The following is a 21095-nucleotide window of genomic DNA, read 5'->3' on the forward strand; positions in this document are numbered from 1 at the left end:
TGTTTTAGCCGTTAATTCGTAAATCTGCAGGATTAATATTAAAACCGGTGCTGATCACCAGGCAACGGTCATGATTATTATTAATGATTTTCTCTTCACCAGACACCATCAGAGCTTCAAAGTTGTCATCGCCCAGGTCACGCTCGTAAAGCATAACAAATTGATCCGTGGTGCTGGTATCACCATCTTCTTCGTAGGTTTTTTCGGTCATGGCTACCGGCGGTGATTCCTCGCCAACGGCGTCCCAAACGCGCTGGAATTGACAGCCTTCTAGTGAATATTCCGGTTGTGAAATTTCCTGTTTGAGTAAACTCTGCCACTGATTTTCAGAGCCCACGGTTTTGGTATCATAAAAATACCAAAGCTTGACGTCTGTAATATGGTTTTCTGTGTCGCCGCCATCCATTACCACTTGTAAATATGCATCATCATCAGTGTAGAAGCGCAGGATCTTGCCACCGGTATCCAGATTGACTTCTCCCACCGCCTGGATCAGGTGGTGACTGGCGGCGTTTTCAATGATCAGTTGTGGCTGCAGGAGTTTAAGTTTAAGGGCATCCAGTTCAAAAGAGCCGCCCAGGTACAGGCCCATTATTTCCGGCGCTTTTTCTGTGGGAGACAGTTTCTTTTCTTTAGAGCCAAACAGTTTACTAAACATAAAGTTTCTGCCATTCAATATCGGTAATGCGTTTATCGGCGATGTAATAGAGTTTATCGCCGCCTGAAATATGGGTGTCTAATGCCGGATTCAGTTCAATTTCCTTTAAATTTTCTGCTTTGGCATGGCCGATCAGAGTAGCGTTATATTGTTTTTTAAATTCTGTAAATAAGGTGGCAGTGCTGATGGAATTATCCAGTTGTGGTACCGCTACCGAATACTGAGCCTGCCCGGCGTACACGTCCAGCAGATCAAAATGCAATTTACTGGAACCTGGGTCAAATGCCGATTTGGCTAGCATTTCTACCGCGACACTGGGCATACATTCGACATTGGGGCAGTGTTCTGTCAGTAGCTTGACCAGACTTTCATCCTGGAAATAGGCCAGAATGTGGGCATTGGGGTTGCGATGACTGGCGTATAAGCTAGTGGTCATGGTGAGGTCATCCTGAGGATTGTCCACGATGATGGTCGCCGCAGCGTCGATGCTGGCGTTGTCCATATCAGCGTCCTGACTAAAGGAGTTCACTTTGACGAACTCAATCTGGTCTGGCATCGGATTTTCAACATCTACCTTTACGCACAATACAATAGACTGATCGTCACCGGTGTACTCGCGTTCGCGAAGTAACAACTTTAACAGGTGCAACGTGCGTTCGCCGTTCCAGCCGATTAACAAAATATGATTTGATAAATGCACAGGTTTTAACCCCCTCGCTTTTTTGTGCCACTGTGCAGATACAAACGCAGCAGCTCGTCCCAAAACAAACGCAAAGATACTCAGGCCAACAGGAATGATGTAAAAGGCAACGACGTATTTACCGGCGACGGTGGTGGGGGAATAATCACCATAACCCACGGTGGAGCCGGTCACCACCATCCAGTAAACAAAATCCGTCGGGTTGGTTAATGCACTTTCTCCGGCCAGTTGCATAAACCACCAACTGCTTATTCCGTAAAGCAAAAGCGCCAGCACAATGGTGTGCCAGCGCATTTGAGTAAAGTAACGCATTAAAACTTTGCGTAGTTTGTATATCATTTTCCTAAAATTCGACTCAACTCATCTTCTGCTGAATTGCTACCACCTTTGACACCGGCAGCCTGTAGGCGCTTTTCCAGATCATCGGTGCTTTCATCGGCTGCCAGTTCCTCTGCGGCCTCCAGCTCGGCGGCACGCAAGTTCTGGCGCTTCTGAATGCGATCTAATGATTCTGTCGCCGTTTTCATTTTGCTGTTTGCCCCAAGGTGACGGGAAGACACTGCCACCTGTGCTTTTTGCACAGACTCAGTGGCCTTGACCATATCAACCTGTTGCTCCAGTCGGCGTAAATTCGCTTTCGCCTGACTGATGTTATTGGCTAGTTGTACCTCAGACTTTTTGAACTGGTCAAGGTAAGTTTGCTCTGTCTGCAATTGTTCGGTTAATTCAGTAACACGTTGAGCGCAGTCCAGCGCCAACTGACGATCTGTGTCAATCGCTTTGCGGGCGTGCTCTTCATATTCACTGATAGACTTTTGCAAACCGTCGACTTTTTGCTGCGCCAGTTTACATTTCGCTAAAATTTGCGTGCGGGCGTGATCCGATTTACGCAGTTCTTCTTTGGCTTCGCGGATTTCCTGTTCCAGGATTCGGATAGCCTGATTATCTGCCACTGATTCGGCAGCTTCAGTGACACCGCCTTTTACGGCAGTGACAAGTTTTCTCCAAACAGACATAGTACATCTCCTCAGATGGATGAAATGGGTTAGTTTAAATATTCGTGCCAGGCATCGATAAAGGCTTCAACATTGTCGAACAGGGTATGAATCTCGATCAGGACACTGGATTCTTTGGACTGTGCACTAAGGGAGCCAAAGGCGGTGTAGTAACTTTCACCTGAAATATCTGAGATACCCACTGTGGTCAATGGAAACATCATATGGGTGCGCAATATGGCGTCGTTTAATTCGGCTGGATTGTTAACTTCGCTGGTAGCAAAAAGTAATGATTCCACTAAAATCTGTTCGCCGCTGATGGCAAGCCATGCGTCGATTCCATCCTGGTTTGCTATCAGCAGGCAATCATTTTCGCGTGTGACAACTAAATCTGATTCTTTACCAATGAGCGTTTCTAACTGGTCAAGATCCCAATGCATTGTTCCTCTCCGGGTTATTTAGTCTGGTGACTAGCATAGGCTATTATTTTCCCATCCGTCAAATTATTTGTTTGAATAAAAACGTAATTATTTGTAAATTATAAATCACAAACGTGATATTTGGAGTGGATAATGGAATCAGTAAACTGGCGCTTGGTAGTGCAGCGTCTGATTAAATCGGAAATGAGTTTAAAAGGGATTCGTTACCAGGACCTGAGTGACAAGTTGGCAGAGATAGCTGTAATCCAGTCCGCTGACAATCTGCGCAACAAAGTTAACAAAGGAATTTTAGGGGCAGATCTGTTGTTACAGATCATGTTTGTTATGGATATTAAAAAAATCGAGCGGGACAGGTTAAAAGATATCGCCAAGACCCTGATGAAAGATGACTGAGCGGTAACTCAGTCATCCGGGGTGTTTTTTGCGTTATACTTTTTGCCCCATCAGGCGAGCGATAAGTACCGCCATGCTGTTTTTCACTTCTGAGAGCGTGACATTATCCTGATTACAACTTTCAGCGTGTTGTTCATTAACGGCAGCAATTTCCGCCAGCCCCAGAATATTCTGTTCTATCTCCATGGCCACATCAGATTGCTCTGCAATGGCGTCGGCTATTTCTTTGTTCAGTTCGTTTATCTGCTTAATAGCACCGGTTACTGATTTCAGATTTTTATCCGCTTCCAGCACTTTATCGACACTAACCTGTGAATTTTTTTCGCCCAACTGAATGGCTGATACTGCGTTTTTAGCCCCCGTCTGCACATTTGCGATAATATCCTGAATTTCTTCGGTGGATTGTTGGGTTTTTGCCGCCAGGGTGCGGACTTCATCGGCAACAACAGCAAATCCGCGGCCCTGTTCACCGGCTCTGGCAGCCTCAATGGCGGCATTCAGTGCTAACAGGTTCGTTTGTTCGGCAATGCTTTTGATCACGTCCAGTACGGTTCCGACATTTCTGGCGTCTTCATCTAACTTATTAATCACACTGGCAGTATCATTAATTTGCCCGGAAGAATGGGTAATGGTATCGATAGTCTCCTGCATTACCGTAATGCTTTGGGAGGCATATTCGTCAGCCTGTGAAGCCGCTACGGAAGCTTCATTGGCACTATCCGTTATTCTGCGTGCCATTTCCGTCATACTTTGCATTGATACACTGACTCTGTCTGTGCCACGGTTTTGGTCTTTGGCGCCCATGTCAATGGCTTTGGCACTGTCGTGTAAACTCGCAGACACCTGATCCAGATTACCCTGTACAGTGGCCATTTCATTACAGGTGGCATTCAGACTGCGACGCAGTAACTCAATGGCTTTGGACATCTGTCCGATTTCATCGTCCCGAAAAAAGCTCAGCTCATCTTTAAAATTGCCTTTACTCACCTTGTAAAGGTGTTGGATAAGGGTGGTGATGGGATAAACCACTTTGTAGTTCATGAAAAGTGCCGACAACGTCATGCTGACTACAATGGCCAGAAGTATCACGGTTGCACCCCAAAATGTGGTGGATTCCGCCCTTTCGCTTAATGTCTGACTCTTTTCCAGGCCGCTGTTTCGCAATGACTCTGACAAGGATTCCAGTAGTTTAGTGGGTTCTCTGTCGATTCCCCTGACCGCCTTGTCTGCTACCTTGTGAGCAAACTCACTTTGCAAAAATACCTGATAGCCTTGTTTATATTGCGCTTCAAGGTTTTGGTGAACGTTGATGAACTCCTGCATGCGCGTCAGGTAGCTATCATCAATTTTAAGGTTGAGGAATTTCTTTGCGTCTTTTTGAACCTGCTCATGCCTTTCCTGAAATCGCTGCCAGTACTTGTTTCGATCGTCGTCGTTGTGTCCTCTGAGCAATACATTTTTCCATTCCTGTACCTGCCGCTTGAAATTCAGATTGATAGAATCTGCCAGTGTGGTTGCTTTGACTTCGTGCTCAATTAATACGCTGTATTGTGCTATTTTTCCGGATAACAGAGTGGAGATGACAAACGCGATAACACCTACCGCTAAAATGCTGGCTCCCATCAGGGAGAGTATTTTGGTCCTTAGGTTTTTGAATTTCCCTGGAATCATAGTTAATGCTCTTTTTTCTTCAACGTTTACGCTGAAAATCGCCGATGGCGCGGAGTCTATTGCGAAAATGTTACGGGATTATGAAGTCTGAAATTTGCTAAATCTCCCGAATTTTCCGGAATATTTGCGCGTTTTTACGCAAAAACGTAAAATCGCCCACCTTGAAATAAGGAACCCCTATGCAGCTTTCAGATTTTGACTTTCACCTGCCCGAAGAACTCATTGCTAACTATCCGCCCAAAAATCGCACGGATAGTCGCTTGTTGCACCTGCAAGGGCAATCCGGTGAGATAAGTCATAAACAGTTTCCCGACATTCTGGAGTTGTTACAGCCCGGTGATTTGATGGTGTTTAACAATACCCGAGTTATTCCGGCTCGTCTGTTAGGGCAAAAGTCGTCTGGTGGCAAAGTAGAAGTGCTGATTGAGCGGGTACTGGATGAGCACCAGGTCCTGGCCCATGTTCGTGCTAATAAGTCGCCAAAGCCGGGCAATATTCTGCTGCTGGAAGAGGCACTGGAAGTTGAAATGTTGGGGCGTGAAGGCGAATTGTTCCACTTGCGCTTTTTACATAGCGAATCGGTATTCGATTTGCTGGAGGCCCATGGTCATATGCCATTGCCGCCCTATATTGAACGCCCGGATGAAGAGCAAGACAAAGAACGTTATCAAACCGTATACAATCAAAAGCCGGGCGCGGTAGCGGCACCCACGGCAGGACTGCATTTTGATGAGCAACTATTAAGCGCCCTCAGACAAAAGGGGGTAAAAACCGCCTTTGTGACATTGCATGTCGGTGCCGGCACGTTTCAGCCGGTAAGAGTGGAAAATATCAAAGAACATCAGATGCATTCTGAATACGCCGAAGTACCCCAGGAGGTTGTTGACGCAATACTGGAAACCAGGGCCAATGGTGGCAGGGTAGTCGCGGTGGGGACCACATCGGTACGGTCGCTGGAATCAGCAGCACAAGCTTCAGACGATAAGCTGATCGAGGCCTTTAGTTCTGATACCTCAATATTTATCTATCCTGGATATCAGTTTAAAGTGGTGGATGCTATGGTGACCAATTTTCATTTGCCTGAGTCAACGCTGATCATGCTGGTGAGTGCATTTTGCGGTCAACAGAATATTTTAAAGGCCTACAATGTTGCTGTGCAGGAGAAATATCGCTTCTTTAGTTATGGCGATGCCATGTTTTTAGAAAGGCACAACCAGCCATAAGGCGGATTAATGATTACCACCCGACGGTGGATTTCGTTTATAATCCGGAAATTTTGTGATCGCCTTATTATTTGGGGTCACGTTCATGTTTCATCAAAGCAAGATTTATCATGCAATTTGAATTGTTAAATAAGCAAGGCAAAGCCCGCAGAGGGCGCCTTAAATTTGAACGCGGTGTCGTGGAAACGCCCGCTTTTATGCCGGTGGGTACCTACGGTACGGTGAAAGGTGTGACGCCCGAAGAGCTGGACGACACCGGTGCGCACATTTGTTTGGGCAATACCTTTCATCTGATGCTGCGCCCGGGTACCGAGATCATGAAGTTACACGGTGACTTGCATGATTTTATGCAATGGCAAAAACCCATATTAACTGACTCAGGTGGCTTTCAGGTTTTTAGTCTGGGTCAGTTGCGCAAAATATCAGAAGAAGGTGTTACCTTTCGTTCGCCGATTAACGGCGAAAAAATTCTGCTAACACCGGAAAAGTCGATGCAGGTACAACGGGATCTCGGATCTGACATTGTGATGATTTTCGACGAGTGTACGCCGTATCCGGCAACCTTCGAAGAAGCGCGCAAATCCATGGAACTTTCTCTGCGCTGGGCAAAACGCAGTAAAGCGGCTCACGAGGGTAATCCTTCCGCCCTATTCGGTATTGTTCAGGGGGGGATGTACGAAGACCTGCGGGATGTTTCTCTGCAAGGCCTGGTGGATATTGACTTTGATGGTTACGCTATCGGCGGATTGTCTGTGGGGGAGCCCAAAGAGGATATGATTCGGGTGTTGGATCACACCGCCTGGAAGATTCCTGAGCATAAACCCCGTTACCTGATGGGCGTGGGTAAACCTGAAGATATCGTTGAAGCAGTGCGCCGCGGCATAGATATGTTTGATTGTGTTATGCCCACCCGGAATGCCCGCAATGGTCACCTGTTTGTACCCGAGGGCGTGATCAAGATCCGCAATGCCCGTCACAAGACGGATACCGGACCGCTGGACGAAACTTGTGACTGTTACACTTGTAAAAATTATTCCAGGTCATATCTACACCATTTGGACAAATGTAATGAAATGTTAGGTGCGCGCCTGAACACTATCCATAACCTGCGTTATTATCAGCGAGTTATGGAGGGCTTGAGAAACGCGCTGGACAACAATCAGCTCGATGAATTTGTCGCCGATTTTTATAAGAAGTTGGGACGACCAGTCCCGTCATTAGAACAAGATTAATCAATTTTAGGGAATAGTAACTATGAATTTCTTTATCTCGAATGCGTATGCACAGTCTGCAGGTCAACCTGGTGGTGGCGGCATGGAAATGCTGGTGATGTTGGGTATTTTCGGTCTGATTTTTTACTTCATGCTTTACCGCCCACAAGCCAAGCGGGTAAAAGAACACAAAAATTTGATTGGCTCTCTGAGTAAAGGTGATGAGGTATTAACCCAGGGTGGTTTAGTGGGGCGCATCAACAAGGTCACCGATGACAAAGATTTTATGGAAATCGCACTAAACGACAATGTCACTATCGTTGTACAAAAATCTGCGGTTTCAGCTGTGTTACCCAAAGGTACGATGAAAAACATCTAAGCCGGTTTTTCTTTTAACCACAGATAAGGACTTGGGTACCGGTATCTATGAATAATCCCAGAACTGCAATTTTAAATCATACGCCCGTCTGGAAAGCGACATTAGTTTTCCTGGTAGTGGCGTTTTTTACGCTGTATGCCTCACCAAACCTCTATGGTGAGGACCCGGCCGTACAAATTTCAGCTGAGCGCACCGCGCCGGTTGATACTAATCTGCTCGATCAGGTTCAAAGCATATTGGCTGAGCGCAACATTGCCACTAAGAGTGTCGCGCTGGAAGACCAAAAGATTTTGGTCAGGCTGGCTGACAATGACACCCAGTTACAGGCTCAGGAAGCGTTAGATATTGCCCTTAGCGACGATTATATCGCCGCTATTAACCTGGCACCTGCCACACCTGAGTGGCTTAAGTCCCTTGGTGCGTCACCGATGAAACTGGGCCTGGACTTGCGCGGTGGTGTTTACTTCCTGATGGAAGTGGATATGGATACCGCCCTGAACACCAAGCTGGAAGATACGGTATCGGATTTTCGCACAGCGCTGAGAGAAGAAAATATCCGTTATCGCCGCGTTGTCAAAGAAGGCAATGTTGTTGAAATCCAGTTTCGCGATGAAGCCACTAAAGATGAGGCGAAATTCTTTTTGCGCAACAGCCGTGGCGACTGGCAATACTCGGATCAGGATGATTTGACGCTGGTGGCGCAAATGTCCGAACAAACACTGGCCGAAACCAAAGATTACGCCATTAAACAGAACATCACTATCATGCGAAATCGCGTGAACCAACTGGGCGTTGCTGAGCCGGTTATTCAGCGTCAGGGTCCTGATCGTATCGTAGTGCAACTACCAGGTATTCAGGATACTGCGCGGGCGAAACAGATCCTTAATGCTACGGCAACCATCGAGTTGCGTATGGTGGACCAGGACAACGACCTGAACAGCGCCATTTCAGGCCGGGTTCCGGCGGGCTCTCAATTAATCGAAGATGAAAACGGCACACCGGTATTGTTGAAAAAACGGGTAATGCTGACCGGGAATCACATCGTAGACGCCAATTCCGGGGTTGACGAGTACGGACGTCCGCAAGTGAGCATCAGTCTGGACTCGGAAGGCGGCAGTAAAATGACTCGCGGCACCCGTGATAACGTGGGCAAGCCCATGGCCACAGTGTTCATCGAATATGAGCCGACCCGTGAACGCACCGCTGAAGGCAAATTAAAATTCGAGAAAAAAGAGCGCGTTATCAGTGTTGCAACTATTCAGGCGGTATTGGGCAGCAGCTTCCGTATTACCGGACTGGATACGCCAGGTGAAGCCAGAAATCTGGCCCTGTTGTTACGTGCCGGGGCGTTAATTGCGCCAATCCAGATTGTGGAAGAGCGCACCGTTGGGCCAAGCCTGGGGCAACAGAATATCAGCCAGGGTACCGATGCCATTGTACTGGGCTTTGTGATTGTGCTGGCCTTTATGCTGATTTACTACAAGGGCTTTGGTGTCGTTGCCAACGTGGCATTGGCGGCAAATCTGATCTTAATTATCGGCGTTATGTCACTGATCCCCGGGGCCACATTAACCTTGCCAGGCATGGCGGGTATTGTTCTGACGGTTGGTATGGCGGTAGACGCGAACGTGCTGATTTTTGAGCGGATTCGGGAAGAGTTGCGCGATGGTCGCAGTCCCCAACAGTCTATTCATCACGGTTATGACAGTGCCTTTTCCACGATTTTAGACGCGAACATTACCACCCTGATTGCTGCGCTGATCTTGTTTGCAGTAGGTACCGGCCCAATCAAAGGCTTCTCGGTGACTCTGATGGTGGGGATTGTGACGTCAATGTTTACCGCGATCATCCTGACCCGTGCCATCGTCAACAGCATTTGGGGCGGAAAGCGTCTCAGCAAGCTTTCGATTTAAGGAACAGTTATGCAGTTATTAAATTTAAAAGATACGGTTTCCTTTATGTCATTGCGGGTGCCCGCAATGATTTTTTCAGTGATTTTGATGCTTCTCTCTGTGCTGAGCCTGGCGACGAATTCACTAAATTGGGGACTGGATTTTACCGGCGGAACCCTGGTTGAAGTAGGCTACGAGCAGCAGGCCGACTTAAGCGACATCAGAGCGAGATTACAAAACTCCGGGTTTCCGGATGCTGTGGTACAAAACTTTGGTAGTAGCTCGGAAGTGTTGATCCGTCTGGCGCCTCGTGAAAATGTGAAAGCGTCAGAGCTGAGTAATCAGGTAATGCAGGCACTGGAATTAACCACCAGTAATATTCGCCGGGTTGAGTTTGTGGGTCCATCTGTAGGCGAGGAACTGGCGGAGCAGGGTGGATTGGCAATGTTGGTGGCATTGCTGTGTATCCTGGTTTACGTGGCAATGCGCTTTGAATGGCGTTTTGCACTGGGCTCTGTGGTGGCACTGGCCCATGACGTATTGCTGACTTTGGGCTTGTTCTCGTTTTTACAGTTGGAGTTTGACCTGACGGTACTGGCTGCGGTTCTGGCGGTTATTGGTTATTCACTTAACGATACCATCGTTGTTTCCGACCGGATCCGCGAGAATTTCCGTAAAGTGAGAAAAAGCGAACCGGAAGAAATCATCAATATTTCATTAACGCAAACGCTGAATCGTACCGTGATCACCTCATTGACCACCATATTCGTGTTGTTAGCCTTGTTTTTTGTTGGTGGGGCACTGATCCACGGTTTCGCCACTGCATTGTTGTTTGGTGTCGTTATCGGTACTTACTCTTCCATCTATGTTGCCAGTTTAGTGGCCCTGATGCTGGGTATCAGCAAAGAAGATTTGATACCTGCGGAAGTAGAGAAGGAAGGGGAAGAGCTGGAATCTACGCCGTTTAGCTAAGCTGTAGCCGTATTAAACATAACTAAAAGCCGGGAATTTCCCGGTTTTTTTATGTTTGTTCAGCGCTGAATTTCTTATTTTGGCTAAAAAGTTGTCTATTTTATGAATATTGATATTCTGTTAGCTATCTTGAAAACGAGCCATACAACATGCGGGTTGTTTGATGAAGTATCTGCGCTATTTGCTGACCATTAGTCCCTTGCTTATTGCTTTGCCTTGTCAAAGTATCAACATTACACAACAGGAATGGCTAACCGTTTCCTATACTGTTAAATCAGAGCTCAGGGATAACAACGCGTTACCAGACAATCCGACATCTGCCAAAGACATTTTATTGGTTAGTCAATTTATCAAGGAGTTGCAGTGGCAAAAAGACTTTACTGCCAAACAACTGCACCAGCTCAATAAATGGAAACGCTCCGATGCGGTGTTGGTATTACTGCCAGAGAGTGACGCTGAAAAACCTCAAACCCTGATCGATATCAGCGCTGAAGCCAAAAACACCTTTCTGACGATTCAGTCCCGTGAAGCTGCTGAAGATGTGTATCAAAAGTGGCAGCGGGACGAATTCACGCCGGCCGACTTAAATACCTTCACCGGTCAGAAAGGCGACGCGATTTTTAAAACCTTTTTCAACAGGTTGCCTTTGTACCTGCAGACCGGTTTTAAAGACTGGAGTATTGAGCAGTTTAAAGATCCGTCAGCAGATTTAAAGCAAGACTATTCCGCGATGGTGGCGCATATGGCCACCATGTTAGGCGATATCGAAACGGGCAATTATCTGTTTGAGCTACCCGTCACAGAGCATACTATGTCGTTTTTAGACAGTATCGTGACAAGTTTCGCTCAGGATGAGCAGCTCATGTTATTGAAAAATGCGTCAGAGAACAGCAAGCTGAAAGCAAAAAGTTACCAATTGTTGGCGCAACATTTTGCCAGGGATAAATCGGTGGCGGTACTGGTGGCTGAGGCATTGCAAAGCCGCAATGATTACTGGCAGGCGCTAAATCTGGTACCGGCTTTCGTCAAAGCTGGTAATACAGAGGCTTTTGAAAATGTCATCAAGCAACTGGAGCAAAGCCAGCAAGAACAATTACGGGTGCGCTTAAAGCAGAAAAATTAGCCCAGGCTGCCGCACGATAGTGTGCGGCAGCCCGGCATACTATTTCAGGTGTTTGACAATGGCCTGAACGACTTTCGGATTTCCGGCAACAACCTGTTCAGTTTTGAAGTACTGATGCCCACCACTATAATCGGACACCAAACCGCCTGACTCGCGTACTAACAATTCGCCCGCTGCAATGTCCCATGGCTTGATACCTTGCTCCCAGTAGCCGTCAAAACGCCCCGCTGCCACATACGCCATATCCAGGGCTGCTGAGCCAGAACGGCGAACGTCGCCCGCTTCATTAAAGATTTTGCTGAATTTTTCTAAGGATTCACCCAGTAAAGCTTTATTTTTAAACGGAAATGCAGTGGCTAATACAGTGCCTTGCAGTTCTTTGCGCTGGCCAACGCGAATACGGAAGCCATTCAACTGGGCGCCATTGCCGCGGCTGGCAGTAAACAGCTCACCACGTAACGGATCAAAGACCACCGCCTGATCTAATTTACCTTTGTACTGCAGTGCGATAGATACACAAAAGTGAGGAATACCCTGAACAAAATTGGTGGTGCCGTCCAGGGGGTCGATAATCCATTTGAAATCTTCATTGCCTTCTGTCAGGCCGCTTTCTTCGCCTACAAAAGTGTGATCCGGGTAAGATTGTTTGATTTTGGAGATGATGGCCTGTTCCGCTTCTTTGTCTATTTTGGTGACAAAATCGTTTGCTCCCTTTGTTTCTATTTCTAGGTTGTCCCGAGATTCATAACTTCGGGCGATGATATTACCGGCAGTACGAGCAGCGCGTACCGCAATATTCAACATGGGATGCATAGCGATATCCTGTATAAATGAGCCATCTGGTTTTAAAAAGAGCTATTCGGCAACCCAATTCAGGGCTACGCGAATTTTCGGCGCGGAATCTAACAGAAAAGCTGTGCAAAATAAACACAATTTTTCATTAATCGCTTATGTTATTATCTGCGCCCTTGTTTTAGTTTGAAGAGTTCGTGTCTTGAATAACATCCGAATTGTGCTGGTTAATACGTCCCACACGGGCAATATTGGGTCCACCGCCCGTGCCATGAAAACCATGGGATTGAAAGATTTGTATTTAGTGGATCCGGTTAGCCCACCGGACGGCCATGCCAGTGCGTTAGCGGCCGGTGCTGGTGACGTGTTAGCCAATGCCAAAACCGTATCGACATTATCGGAAGCGATTGCGGATTGTGGTCTGGTCATTGGTACCAGTGCCCGTTCCAGAACCCATAGCTGGCCTATGTTGAACCCCCGGGAATGCGGCCGTAAAACAGTACAGGAGTCGGAGCAATATCCGGTGGCTATCGTGTTTGGGCGGGAAAACAATGGCCTGAGTAACGAAGAATTGCAGCAATGCCAGTACCATGTGTTTATTCCGGCAAATCCGGAATACAGCTCCCTCAACCTGGCGGCCGCCGTGCAAACTATTTGTTATGAGGTTCGCATGGCGACCCTGGAGAAAACCGGTGAACTGCTTGCGGATGCAGCAGAACAACAGGCGCTGGAAGATTATCCCCTGACAGACGATTTAGAGCGTTTTTATGTGCATCTGGAAAAAACCTTATCCGGGACTGGCTTTATCATACCGCAACATCCCGGGCAGGTGATGATGAAACTGCGCCGGATGTTCAATCGCGCCAGGGTGGAAAGTCAGGAGTTGAATATATTAAGAGGGATACTGACTTCCATAGATAAATCGGTCAAATAAAGAGAATCACACATGTTCGCCAGAATAAAAGAAGACATTGCCAGTGTTTATCATCGTGATCCGGCTGCCCGCAATAATTTTGACGTTCTGACCAATTACCCGGGGCTCCACGCTATTTGGTTGCATCGTATTAGTCACAAATTATGGCGTAAAAACTGGTTGTGGCTGGCGCGTTTTATCTCCACCTTTGCCCGCTGGATGACAGGTATCGAAATCCATCCTGGGGCGACTATCGGCAAGCGATTCTTCATTGATCACGGTATGGGGGTGGTAATTGGTGAAACCGCTGAAATTGGTGACGATGTTACCCTGTATCACGGGGTTACACTGGGAGGCACCAGCTGGAACGTTGGCAAGCGTCATCCCACGTTAAAAGATGGTGTAGTGGTCGGGGCTGGTGCAAAAGTACTGGGGCCAATCATTATCGGTAAAAATGCGAAGGTGGGGTCAAATTCTGTCGTCATTCGGGATGTACCAGAGGGCTTAACTGTACTGGGCATTCCGGGTCGGGTGGTGTCAAAAGCCTCGGGGCAGTCCGCTTCGCAACGGGAGAAAATTGCCAAAAAGTATGGCTTTGATGCGTACGCCGTTTCGCAGGACAATCCTGATCCGGTTGCCAATGCCATCGGACTGATGCTGGAACATCTTCATCTTGTAGACAGTAAAGTGGAAGGCATGTGCACCGAGATCAATAAAATGGGCGGCAATGTTTGCGATAAGAAGATTCCGGAACTGGAGTTACCCGATTTCCTGAATGATGATTTTGACCCCATCATCTAAAAAATGATAATACCTGACTAAAATAGTCGGGTATTATCTTGACTGCTAATTCCAGCTATGTGACTATCGCTGCAGTTTTAACCCGGAACCCGGTTATGAAGTTAACATCGAAAGGTCGCTATGCCGTAACAGCAATGCTGGATGTCGCTTTGCATTCAGAAAAAGGTCCGGTGCCCTTAGCTGACATTTCTGAACGTCAGGAAATCTCCTTATCCTATCTGGAACAATTGTTTTCACGTTTGCGTCGGGAAAAACTGGTAACCAGTATTCGCGGGCCGGGTGGCGGTTATTTGCTGGGCCGGGCCGCTGGCGATATCGCAGTTGGAGAAGTCATTAAAGCCGTTGATGAAACCGTCGATGCGACCCGGTGTCAGGGGCAGGCGGATTGTCAAAATGGCCATCGCTGCCTGACACACAACTTGTGGCAGGACCTGAGTGAACGCATCGAACTCTTTCTGGATGGTATCACCCTGGGTGAACTGGTATCTAATGCCGCCGTTCGCTCTGTCGCTGAACGACAAGATGCTGATAAGTCTCGTCATCTCAAGAGTGACAAAATAGAAATTAGTTTACAGTTATAACACTATGAATACCCCAATATATCTGGATTATGCCTCTACAACCCCGGTAGACGAGCGCGTTGCTGACGTGATGATGAAATACATGACTCGTGATGGCGTATTTGGTAATCCGGCATCCCGCTCGCATCGGTTTGGCTGGCAGGCAGAAGAAGCCGTCGAGGCTGCCAGAGAGCAGGTCGCAGGCCTGATCAACGCGGATCCCAGAGAAATTGTGTTTACCTCAGGTGCCACCGAATCCAATAATCTGGCCATTAAAGGCGTGGCAGACTATTACCAGCACAAAGGTAAACACATAATTACCTCGGCCACTGAGCACAAAGCTGTGTTGGACACCTGTCTGGCAATGGAAAAAGCCGGATTTGACGTGACCTACCTGACGCCGCAAAAAAATGGTTTGTTAGATCTCACCGAGCTGAGTAGTGCCTTTCGTCCGGATACCTTGTTGGTATCAGTGATGCACGTGAATAACGAAACCGGCGTCATTCAGGATATTCAGCGCATCGCTGAAATGTGTAGTGAACGCGAGGTCTTATTCCATGTGGATGCAGCGCAAAGTGCCGGCAAAGTGAGCATCGATGTCAGCAATTTGCCGGTTGACCTGATGTCGTTTTCCGGTCACAAAATTTATGCGCCCAAGGGCATTGGCGCGCTGTATGTCAGACGCCGTCCAAAAGTGCATGTCATGGAGCAGATCCACGGTGGGGGACATGAGCGAGGAATGCGTTCGGGTACGCTGGCGACACATCAAATTGTCGGTATGGGCCAGGCGTTTGCCATTGCCAAAGATTGCCTTGAGCAGGAGCAGCAGCGAATTGCGCAACTAAAGCTGCGCTTTTTAGAAGGGCTTAGCGATCTGGCTGATGTTGTGATCAATGGTGAACAAAATCAGTCGGTGGCGGGTATTGTCAACGTCAGTTTCGAACATCTCGATGGCGAATCTTTGTTGATGGCACTCAAGGATATTGCTGTGTCGTCAGGGTCTGCCTGCACGTCAGCCAGTCTGGAACCCTCTTATGTACTCACCGCTATGGGCATTGACCCGCAACTGGCTCATGCCTCGATTCGCTTTTCTTTCGGTCGCTATACTACACAGGACGAAATAGATAAGGCGCTCGACAATCTGTTTTACGCGGTACCCAGGTTGCGGGAATTGGTCGGGTAATTCGAAGTAAAGCGGCTGTTGTACATTTTTTACACCATTAAAATCGAATTTTTGACAAAAATTCTGACACAGCCATAGGAATGCGACGCACAATTGCATATAATCCGCGCCGATTTAAATTTAACCACAAAATTGGAGCGGTAAAAATGGCGCTAGAACGCACTTTTTCCATTATCAAGCCCGATGCAGTAGCTAAAGACGTTATCGGTGCAATCTACAATCGTTTTGAATCTGCAGGCTTGCGCATTGTTGCAGCGAAAATGTTACACCTGAGCAAAGAAAAAGCTGAAGGTTTTTACGCTGAGCACAAAGAGCGTCCTTTCTTCCCGGCTTTGGTTGACTTCATGACTTCTGGCCCGGTAATGATCCAGGTGCTTGAAGGTGAAAATGCGGTAGCTAAAAACCGTGAAATCATGGGCGCTACTAACCCGGCGGAAGCATTGGCCGGTACTTTGCGCGCTGATTACGCCGTATCTATCGATGAAAATGCGGTTCACGGTTCAGACGCACCTGAGTCTGCTGCACGTGAAATTGCTTACTTCTTCGCAGACGAAGAAGTGTGCCCACGCACCAGATAAGATTTTAAGAACTACCTCAGGTAGTTCTTTGCATTGTGAAAGGGAGCCTTGGCTCCCTTTTTCTTGCCTCTGTGATTAACTCATGGCAAGAGAAGGTTGAAAAATATACAATACTGGCATTTTAAATTTGTCAGTGGTTTTTGTTGAGGTAGTAATTAATGACAGTGAAAAGCGTCAGCGAAGAAAAAGTAAACTTGTTGGATTTTGACAGGAAGTCTTTGCGTGAGTTTTTCGCAGAAATCGGAGAAAAGCCTTTCCGTGCGGATCAACTGATGAAATGGATCTATCAGCAGGGCGAAGATGATTTCTCCAAAATGACCAACCTGAACAAAAACCTGCGTGCTAAGCTGCAGGCGCGATGTGAGATTGTGGCGCCAGAAATCAGCACTTTCCAGCAAGCCACAGACGGCACCATTAAATTTGCCTTGCTGCTCAAAGGTGGCCAGGAAGTGGAATCAGTTTGGATACCGGAAGAAGACAGAGCCACTTTGTGTGTCTCTTCACAGGTGGGTTGCGCCCTGGAATGTACCTTTTGCTCAACGGCGCAACAGGGATTTAACCGCAACTTAACCGTGTCTGAAATTATCGGACAAGTATGGCGTGTCGCTAAATTCATCGGTTTGTCGCCGGATACAAACGAGCGCCCTGTGACCAATGTGGTCATGATGGGGATGGGCGAACCTCTGCTTAACCTGAAAAATGTGGTACCCGCTATGGATATCATGCTGGACGACCTGGGGTTTGGTTTGTCTAAAAGGCGGGTCACCTTGAGTACCTCGGGTGTCGTCCCTGCGTTGGATAAACTGGGCGATCAAATTGATGTGGCATTGGCCATTTCACTGCATGCACCTAATGATTTGTTGCGCGATGAAATTGTTCCGGTAAACAAAAAATATCCGATAGCGGAATTTTTAGCCGGGGTAAGGCGCTATTTACAAAAATCCAACGCTAATCGCGGCAAGGTAACCGTTGAGTATGTGATGCTAAATGGCATCAATGACAGCATGGAACAGGCTGAGGAACTCGCGCAGTTAATGAAGAGTACCCCCTGTAAAATCAATCTGATCCCCTTTAACCCGTATCCGGGATCGCCCTATACCCGAAGTAGCAATTCGCGGATAGATCGTTTTTCGAAAGTGCTAATGGGGCATGGCTATACTGTGGTAGTGCGTAAAACCCGGGGCGACGACATTGATGCCGCCTGCGGCCAACTGGTGGGTGATGTTGTCGATCGCACCAAACGTATGTTGAAAAAACGCATGAAGGGTGAAAGTATTGAAGTCAGGCTCAACTAAAAACAATTAAAAGCGAATCACAATGCGCACCATAGTATTGCTATCCATGATGCTTTTGGCTGGATGTGCCAGCCAAACCACCACTTCATCTGTGCCAGCGGCTCAGGGAGTTAACCAGATAGAAGCGGCTAAAACCCGGGTTTCACTGGGGTTAACTTACCTGAAAAACGGCAATTATGTGCAGGCTAAAACCAATCTTGATAAAGCGTTAGAGTTTGCACCGCGACTTGGCGATGTGCATTTCGCCCTGGGCTACTATTATCAACAGGTGTCTGAGTGGGAAATTGCGCGGCAATATTACGAGCAGGCTATGCATCTGGACAAAAATAATCCGGACCTGATCAATTCCTATGGTGCGTTTTTATGTGAAGTAGGTGAGTACCGTGAAGCCAAAGAAAACTTGCTAAAAGCGGTCAATATTAAAAGTTACAATCGCGCCGCCGAGAGTTATGAAAATCTCGCCATTTGCAGTCATCGACAGGGCAAAACATCTGAGGCGATGGATTATCTGCGCAGTGCGTTGCAACATCAACCTGGCCGGGCTCGGAGCTGGTACATGCTGGTGGAGTTGCTGATTGCCAAACAGCAATGGCAGGAAGCAAAAATAGCCTATCGCCAATATGAAAAAGTGGTACCGGTGACAGCTGATACACTAAATCTGGCCATTGAGATTGAAAATGGTCTGGGTAATGCCAATATTGCTCAAGGATATGCAGATATGCTGCAAACCTTGTACCCGGACAGAGTCGGGCAGCCTCGAACTATTATTCTGACTCCGGCACTGGTGTCTGGTGGCGCGGTGCCGGAAACAGCAAAGACAACAGAAGTGGCTAATGCTGGTATTCTCTACCATGTCTTAAAAAAGGGCGAGACCTTATACCAGGTTTCCCGCATTTATGACGTGAGAGTTCAGTCGCTGGTGGAGTGGAACCGCATTAGTGACGTGTCAGGTTTATCAATAGGGCAGCGATTAATCGTTTCAAACCCTAATTAACACATAGAATTTGGGCATTTATGGCAGAAGAAATTCAGGAAGACCCACGTCTTCCCGCACCTGGTTTAAAACTTAAATCTTGTCGCGAAGCGCGTCATCTGAGTATTGACGAAGTGGCTGATAAGTTACATTTGAGACCTTCGGTGATCGCTGACCTGGAAAGTGATGTAATTGATCATTCTATTTCCATGACGTTTACCCGGGGTTATATCCGATTGTATGCGCGTTTTCTGGATTTAGCACCTGAGCCATTGCTGGCTGAATTCGATGAGTTGGCAAATCCCGGAAAGCAACCGGCGAAACTACAGAGCTTTTCCCAAAAAGTCGCTCATCAGGCCAGTGATGCCCGCCTGATGATGTTTAGCTATTTTATTCTTTTTATTATTATCGCAATGGCGGTCGTGTGGTGGTTTCAGCAGCCCGGTAGCAGTGATGTGCAGGTATCGGACACAGCGACGGAACTGGAAACAGCACAACCCGTCTCAGCTGAGTCTGTTGCCCCGGGCGTAACTGAGAAAGAGCGTTTTAACGAGCGTGATTTAACACCCAATACATCTGAGCCAGAATTGCCTGAAGAACAGCCTGAAATCAGCGGCGCAACGACCTTTGACACAACGCAGTCCGATATGACAGAAGCGTCACCAGGCGAAGATGTCGAAACAGGTGAAGATACAGGCGCAGCCGGGGCAGCTCCCGCTGAAACTCAGGATGACTCTTTTGCAACGGTTACAGCAAATAACCCGATGACTACCGCTGTGCCCGATACCAGTAACGATGTAATGACCACGGCACCGGAAGCAAGCCCTGCGCCTGTTGTGGATGGGCTATCCGGGCAAAATAGTGATGATATCAACCAGACTGATGAAGGCGTTGATTCCGCCGCCGGTGCGGAAGAATCTGCCGTATTGACAATGAGTGGCACCGAGGTGGAGTTAGTATTTACCTTCACCGAAGATTGTTGGATGAATCTGGTGGATGCCACCGGTGAAGCCATTGCTTATGGCATTAAATCCGCCGGTCGGGTGATGCCGGTAAGCGGTATTCCACCCTTTGAAGTAAAACTGGGGGCGCCGCAGGCGGTTACACTTACCGTCGATGGCGAACCTTATGATATGAGTTCATTCCCGGCGGGCCGCACCGCTACTTTCACAATAGGAGAGTCGAGTTCATGAATGCTGAATCTCCCATTAAACGCAGAAAATCCACCCGCATCAATGTCGGCAATGTACCTGTCGGCGATGGCGCGCCAATTGCGGTTCAAAGCATGACTAATACACCCACCACAGATGTGGCGGCAACGGTGGCGCAAATCAATCGTATCGTGGCCGTTGGCGGTGAAATAGTCAGAGTCTCTGTGCCTACTATGGACGCGGCCGAGGCTTTCAGGCAGATAAAACAACAAGTATCAGTGCCTCTGGTGGCTGATATTCATTTTGACTACCGTATTGCCCTGAAAGTAGCCGAATACGGCGTGGACTGTCTGCGTATTAATCCGGGTAATATTGGCAACATGGAACGTATCAAGGCGGTTGTTGAAACCGCAAGAGACAAAAATATTCCGATCCGAATCGGCGTTAACGCCGGCTCACTGGAAAAAGACATACAGGAAAAATACGGCGAGCCCACACCGGAAGCGTTGGTGGAGTCAGCGATGCGCCATGTAGACATTCTGGATAAGCTCAATTTTTCCCAGTTTAAGGTGAGTGTTAAAGCGTCAGATGTTTTTCTGGCGGTTGGTGCCTATCGCATACTGGCACAGCGCATTGAACAACCCCTGCACCTGGGTATTACCGAAGCAGGTGGCTTTCGCGCCGGCGCCGTAAAAAGTGCTGTGGGGCTGGGTATGCTGCTGGCTGAGGGTATCGGCGATACCATTCGCATTTCTTTGGCAGCCGATCCGGTGGAAGAAATTAAAGTGGGCTTCGATATTTTAAAGTCTCTGCGAATTCGTTCTCGCGGCATCAATTTTATCGCCTGTCCCAGTTGTTCGCGGCAGGAATTCGATGTTATTGGTACCGTTAATGCACTGGAGGAACGCCTGGAGGATATTCTGACACCCATGGATGTTTCCATTATTGGCTGCGTGGTGAATGGTCCGGGTGAAGCTGAGGTTTCCGATTTAGGGTTGACCGGTGCACGCAATATGAGTGGTTTTTACCTGGACGGCAAGCGTCAGCGTGAGCGTCTGGCTAACGATGACCTGGTGGATCAGCTGGAAAAGCGGATCCGTGCTAAAGCCGCCATTTTGGATGAAAATAATAAAATTCCTACCACTGAGGTGCAATCCTGAGTTTAAAAGCCACAACAAAGATTCAGTCATTG

At 47.7% G+C, this 21095-nt stretch carries 21 protein-coding genes and 1 pseudogene; 16 read left to right on the plus strand and 6 right to left on the minus strand.

Going from position 1 to position 21095, the window contains the following annotated elements; genetic code table 11:
* Positions 1–4 precede the first annotated feature (4 nt).
* Genes AC0J20_RS00350 through AC0J20_RS00365 form a run of 4 tightly spaced genes read right to left on the minus strand, consistent with a single transcriptional unit; the run spans position 5 to position 2793 of the window.
* Positions 5–658, minus strand: a complete 654-nt coding sequence (locus AC0J20_RS00350; RefSeq protein ID WP_473020178.1) for a YjfK family protein — start codon at positions 656–658, stop codon at positions 5–7.
* Complete coding sequence (locus AC0J20_RS00355; protein WP_473020179.1) at positions 651–1697, minus strand: potassium channel family protein; 1047 nt, start codon at positions 1695–1697, stop codon at positions 651–653. Before AC0J20_RS00355 ends, AC0J20_RS00350 begins: the two co-directional genes overlap by 8 nt.
* Positions 1694–2374: a PspA/IM30 family protein gene (locus AC0J20_RS00360; protein WP_229529564.1), complete on the minus strand. Its 681-nt coding sequence runs from the start codon at positions 2372–2374 to the stop codon at positions 1694–1696. The genes AC0J20_RS00355 and AC0J20_RS00360 overlap by 4 nt, the downstream gene beginning before the upstream one ends.
* A gap of 29 nt (positions 2375–2403) precedes the next feature.
* Positions 2404–2793, minus strand: coding sequence for a DUF2170 family protein (locus tag AC0J20_RS00365; RefSeq protein ID WP_229529563.1), 390 nt, complete (start codon positions 2791–2793; stop codon positions 2404–2406).
* Between the two features lie 132 nt (positions 2794–2925).
* Here AC0J20_RS00365 and AC0J20_RS00370 point away from each other — a divergent pair, with 132 nt between their 5' ends.
* Entirely contained in the window at positions 2926–3186 is a 261-nt protein-coding gene (locus tag AC0J20_RS00370) for a DUF6471 domain-containing protein (RefSeq protein ID WP_473020180.1), read from the plus strand.
* A gap of 33 nt (positions 3187–3219) precedes the next feature.
* Here the strand turns inward: AC0J20_RS00370 and AC0J20_RS00375 are convergent, their stop codons facing one another.
* Positions 3220–4857, minus strand: a complete 1638-nt coding sequence (locus AC0J20_RS00375) for a methyl-accepting chemotaxis protein (protein ID WP_473020181.1) — start codon at positions 4855–4857, stop codon at positions 3220–3222.
* A 179-nt stretch (positions 4858–5036) separates the two neighbouring features.
* On the opposite strand from AC0J20_RS00375, the gene queA reads away from it, so the two are divergent.
* The 6 genes from queA (at position 5037) to AC0J20_RS00405 (ending at position 11657) form a co-directional block, all read left to right on the plus strand.
* The gene (gene queA, locus AC0J20_RS00380) at positions 5037–6080 is read left to right on the plus strand and encodes a tRNA preQ1(34) S-adenosylmethionine ribosyltransferase-isomerase QueA (RefSeq protein WP_473020182.1); all 1044 of its coding nucleotides are present in this window, start codon (positions 5037–5039) and stop codon (positions 6078–6080) included.
* 110 nt (positions 6081–6190) lie between these two features.
* Positions 6191–7312: a tRNA guanosine(34) transglycosylase Tgt gene (gene tgt / locus AC0J20_RS00385; RefSeq protein WP_473020183.1), complete on the plus strand. Its 1122-nt coding sequence runs from the start codon at positions 6191–6193 to the stop codon at positions 7310–7312.
* A gap of 22 nt (positions 7313–7334) precedes the next feature.
* Complete coding sequence (gene yajC, locus AC0J20_RS00390) at positions 7335–7670, plus strand: preprotein translocase subunit YajC (protein ID WP_229529558.1); 336 nt, start codon at positions 7335–7337, stop codon at positions 7668–7670.
* A 68-nt stretch (positions 7671–7738) separates the two neighbouring features.
* Entirely contained in the window at positions 7739–9583 is a 1845-nt protein-coding gene (gene secD, locus AC0J20_RS00395; RefSeq protein ID WP_229529651.1) for a protein translocase subunit SecD, read from the plus strand.
* Positions 9584–9592: 9 nt separating this feature from the next.
* Positions 9593–10534, plus strand: coding sequence for a protein translocase subunit SecF (gene secF / locus AC0J20_RS00400; RefSeq protein ID WP_473020184.1), 942 nt, complete (start codon positions 9593–9595; stop codon positions 10532–10534).
* A 160-nt stretch (positions 10535–10694) separates the two neighbouring features.
* The gene (locus AC0J20_RS00405) at positions 10695–11657 is read left to right on the plus strand and encodes a hypothetical protein (protein ID WP_473020185.1); all 963 of its coding nucleotides are present in this window, start codon (positions 10695–10697) and stop codon (positions 11655–11657) included.
* 39 nt (positions 11658–11696) lie between these two features.
* Here the strand turns inward: AC0J20_RS00405 and suhB are convergent, their stop codons facing one another.
* Complete coding sequence (suhB, locus tag AC0J20_RS00410; protein WP_229529555.1) at positions 11697–12470, minus strand: inositol-1-monophosphatase; 774 nt, start codon at positions 12468–12470, stop codon at positions 11697–11699.
* Positions 12471–12651: 181 nt separating this feature from the next.
* Between suhB and trmJ the strand changes: the two genes are divergently transcribed.
* The 9 genes and pseudogenes from trmJ to ispG all read left to right on the plus strand — a co-directional run bounded on the left by trmJ (position 12652) and on the right by ispG (position 21063).
* The gene (gene trmJ, locus AC0J20_RS00415) at positions 12652–13383 is read left to right on the plus strand and encodes a tRNA (cytosine(32)/uridine(32)-2'-O)-methyltransferase TrmJ (protein ID WP_229529554.1); all 732 of its coding nucleotides are present in this window, start codon (positions 12652–12654) and stop codon (positions 13381–13383) included.
* 12 nt (positions 13384–13395) lie between these two features.
* Positions 13396–14163 carry a serine O-acetyltransferase gene (cysE, locus tag AC0J20_RS00420; protein WP_473020186.1) on the plus strand — a complete coding sequence of 256 codons (768 nt, stop codon included), beginning with the start codon at positions 13396–13398 and terminating at the stop codon, positions 14161–14163.
* 95 nt (positions 14164–14258) lie between these two features.
* Positions 14259–14744 (plus strand): Fe-S cluster assembly transcriptional regulator IscR, encoded by a 486-nt coding sequence (iscR, locus tag AC0J20_RS00425; RefSeq protein WP_229529552.1) that lies wholly within the window; start codon positions 14259–14261, stop codon positions 14742–14744.
* A gap of 4 nt (positions 14745–14748) precedes the next feature.
* Positions 14749–15897, plus strand: a pseudogene (locus AC0J20_RS00430) (IscS subfamily cysteine desulfurase); the annotation flags it as partial.
* A 155-nt stretch (positions 15898–16052) separates the two neighbouring features.
* Positions 16053–16484 (plus strand): nucleoside-diphosphate kinase, encoded by a 432-nt coding sequence (gene ndk / locus AC0J20_RS00435; RefSeq protein ID WP_229529550.1) that lies wholly within the window; start codon positions 16053–16055, stop codon positions 16482–16484.
* A gap of 158 nt (positions 16485–16642) precedes the next feature.
* Complete coding sequence (gene rlmN, locus AC0J20_RS00440; protein ID WP_229529549.1) at positions 16643–17779, plus strand: dual-specificity RNA methyltransferase RlmN; 1137 nt, start codon at positions 16643–16645, stop codon at positions 17777–17779.
* Between the two features lie 22 nt (positions 17780–17801).
* Positions 17802–18773, plus strand: a complete 972-nt coding sequence (pilW, locus tag AC0J20_RS00445) for a type IV pilus biogenesis/stability protein PilW (protein ID WP_229529548.1) — start codon at positions 17802–17804, stop codon at positions 18771–18773.
* A gap of 20 nt (positions 18774–18793) precedes the next feature.
* Entirely contained in the window at positions 18794–19945 is a 1152-nt protein-coding gene (locus AC0J20_RS00450) for a RodZ domain-containing protein (protein WP_473020187.1), read from the plus strand.
* Positions 19942–21063 (plus strand): flavodoxin-dependent (E)-4-hydroxy-3-methylbut-2-enyl-diphosphate synthase, encoded by a 1122-nt coding sequence (ispG, locus tag AC0J20_RS00455; protein WP_229529546.1) that lies wholly within the window; start codon positions 19942–19944, stop codon positions 21061–21063. The genes AC0J20_RS00450 and ispG overlap by 4 nt, the downstream gene beginning before the upstream one ends.
* Positions 21064–21095: the final 32 nt, after the last annotated feature.

The organism is Planctobacterium sp. R6 (assembly GCF_055755215.1).

Excerpts from the sequence above, each read along its gene's own strand:
- AC0J20_RS00350 (WP_473020178.1), bottom strand. The coding sequence starts at position 658 with ATGTTTAGTAAACTGTTTGGCTCTAAAGAAAAGAAACTGTCTCCCACA.
- AC0J20_RS00355 (WP_473020179.1), bottom strand. The coding sequence starts at position 1,697 with ATGATATACAAACTACGCAAAGTTTTAATGCGTTACTTTACTCAAATG.
- AC0J20_RS00360 (WP_229529564.1), bottom strand. The coding sequence starts at position 2,374 with ATGTCTGTTTGGAGAAAACTTGTCACTGCCGTAAAAGGCGGTGTCACT.
- AC0J20_RS00365 (WP_229529563.1), bottom strand. The coding sequence starts at position 2,793 with ATGCATTGGGATCTTGACCAGTTAGAAACGCTCATTGGTAAAGAATCA.
- AC0J20_RS00370 (WP_473020180.1), top strand. The coding sequence starts at position 2,926 with ATGGAATCAGTAAACTGGCGCTTGGTAGTGCAGCGTCTGATTAAATCG.
- AC0J20_RS00375 (WP_473020181.1), bottom strand. The coding sequence starts at position 4,857 with ATGATTCCAGGGAAATTCAAAAACCTAAGGACCAAAATACTCTCCCTG.
- queA (WP_473020182.1), top strand. The coding sequence starts at position 5,037 with ATGCAGCTTTCAGATTTTGACTTTCACCTGCCCGAAGAACTCATTGCT.
- tgt (WP_473020183.1), top strand. The coding sequence starts at position 6,191 with ATGCAATTTGAATTGTTAAATAAGCAAGGCAAAGCCCGCAGAGGGCGC.
- yajC (WP_229529558.1), top strand. The coding sequence starts at position 7,335 with ATGAATTTCTTTATCTCGAATGCGTATGCACAGTCTGCAGGTCAACCT.
- secF (WP_473020184.1), top strand. The coding sequence starts at position 9,593 with ATGCAGTTATTAAATTTAAAAGATACGGTTTCCTTTATGTCATTGCGG.
- suhB (WP_229529555.1), bottom strand. The coding sequence starts at position 12,470 with ATGCATCCCATGTTGAATATTGCGGTACGCGCTGCTCGTACTGCCGGT.
- cysE (WP_473020186.1), top strand. The coding sequence starts at position 13,396 with ATGTTCGCCAGAATAAAAGAAGACATTGCCAGTGTTTATCATCGTGAT.
- iscR (WP_229529552.1), top strand. The coding sequence starts at position 14,259 with ATGAAGTTAACATCGAAAGGTCGCTATGCCGTAACAGCAATGCTGGAT.
- ndk (WP_229529550.1), top strand. The coding sequence starts at position 16,053 with ATGGCGCTAGAACGCACTTTTTCCATTATCAAGCCCGATGCAGTAGCT.
- rlmN (WP_229529549.1), top strand. The coding sequence starts at position 16,643 with ATGACAGTGAAAAGCGTCAGCGAAGAAAAAGTAAACTTGTTGGATTTT.
- pilW (WP_229529548.1), top strand. The coding sequence starts at position 17,802 with ATGCGCACCATAGTATTGCTATCCATGATGCTTTTGGCTGGATGTGCC.
- AC0J20_RS00450 (WP_473020187.1), top strand. The coding sequence starts at position 18,794 with ATGGCAGAAGAAATTCAGGAAGACCCACGTCTTCCCGCACCTGGTTTA.
- ispG (WP_229529546.1), top strand. The coding sequence starts at position 19,942 with ATGAATGCTGAATCTCCCATTAAACGCAGAAAATCCACCCGCATCAAT.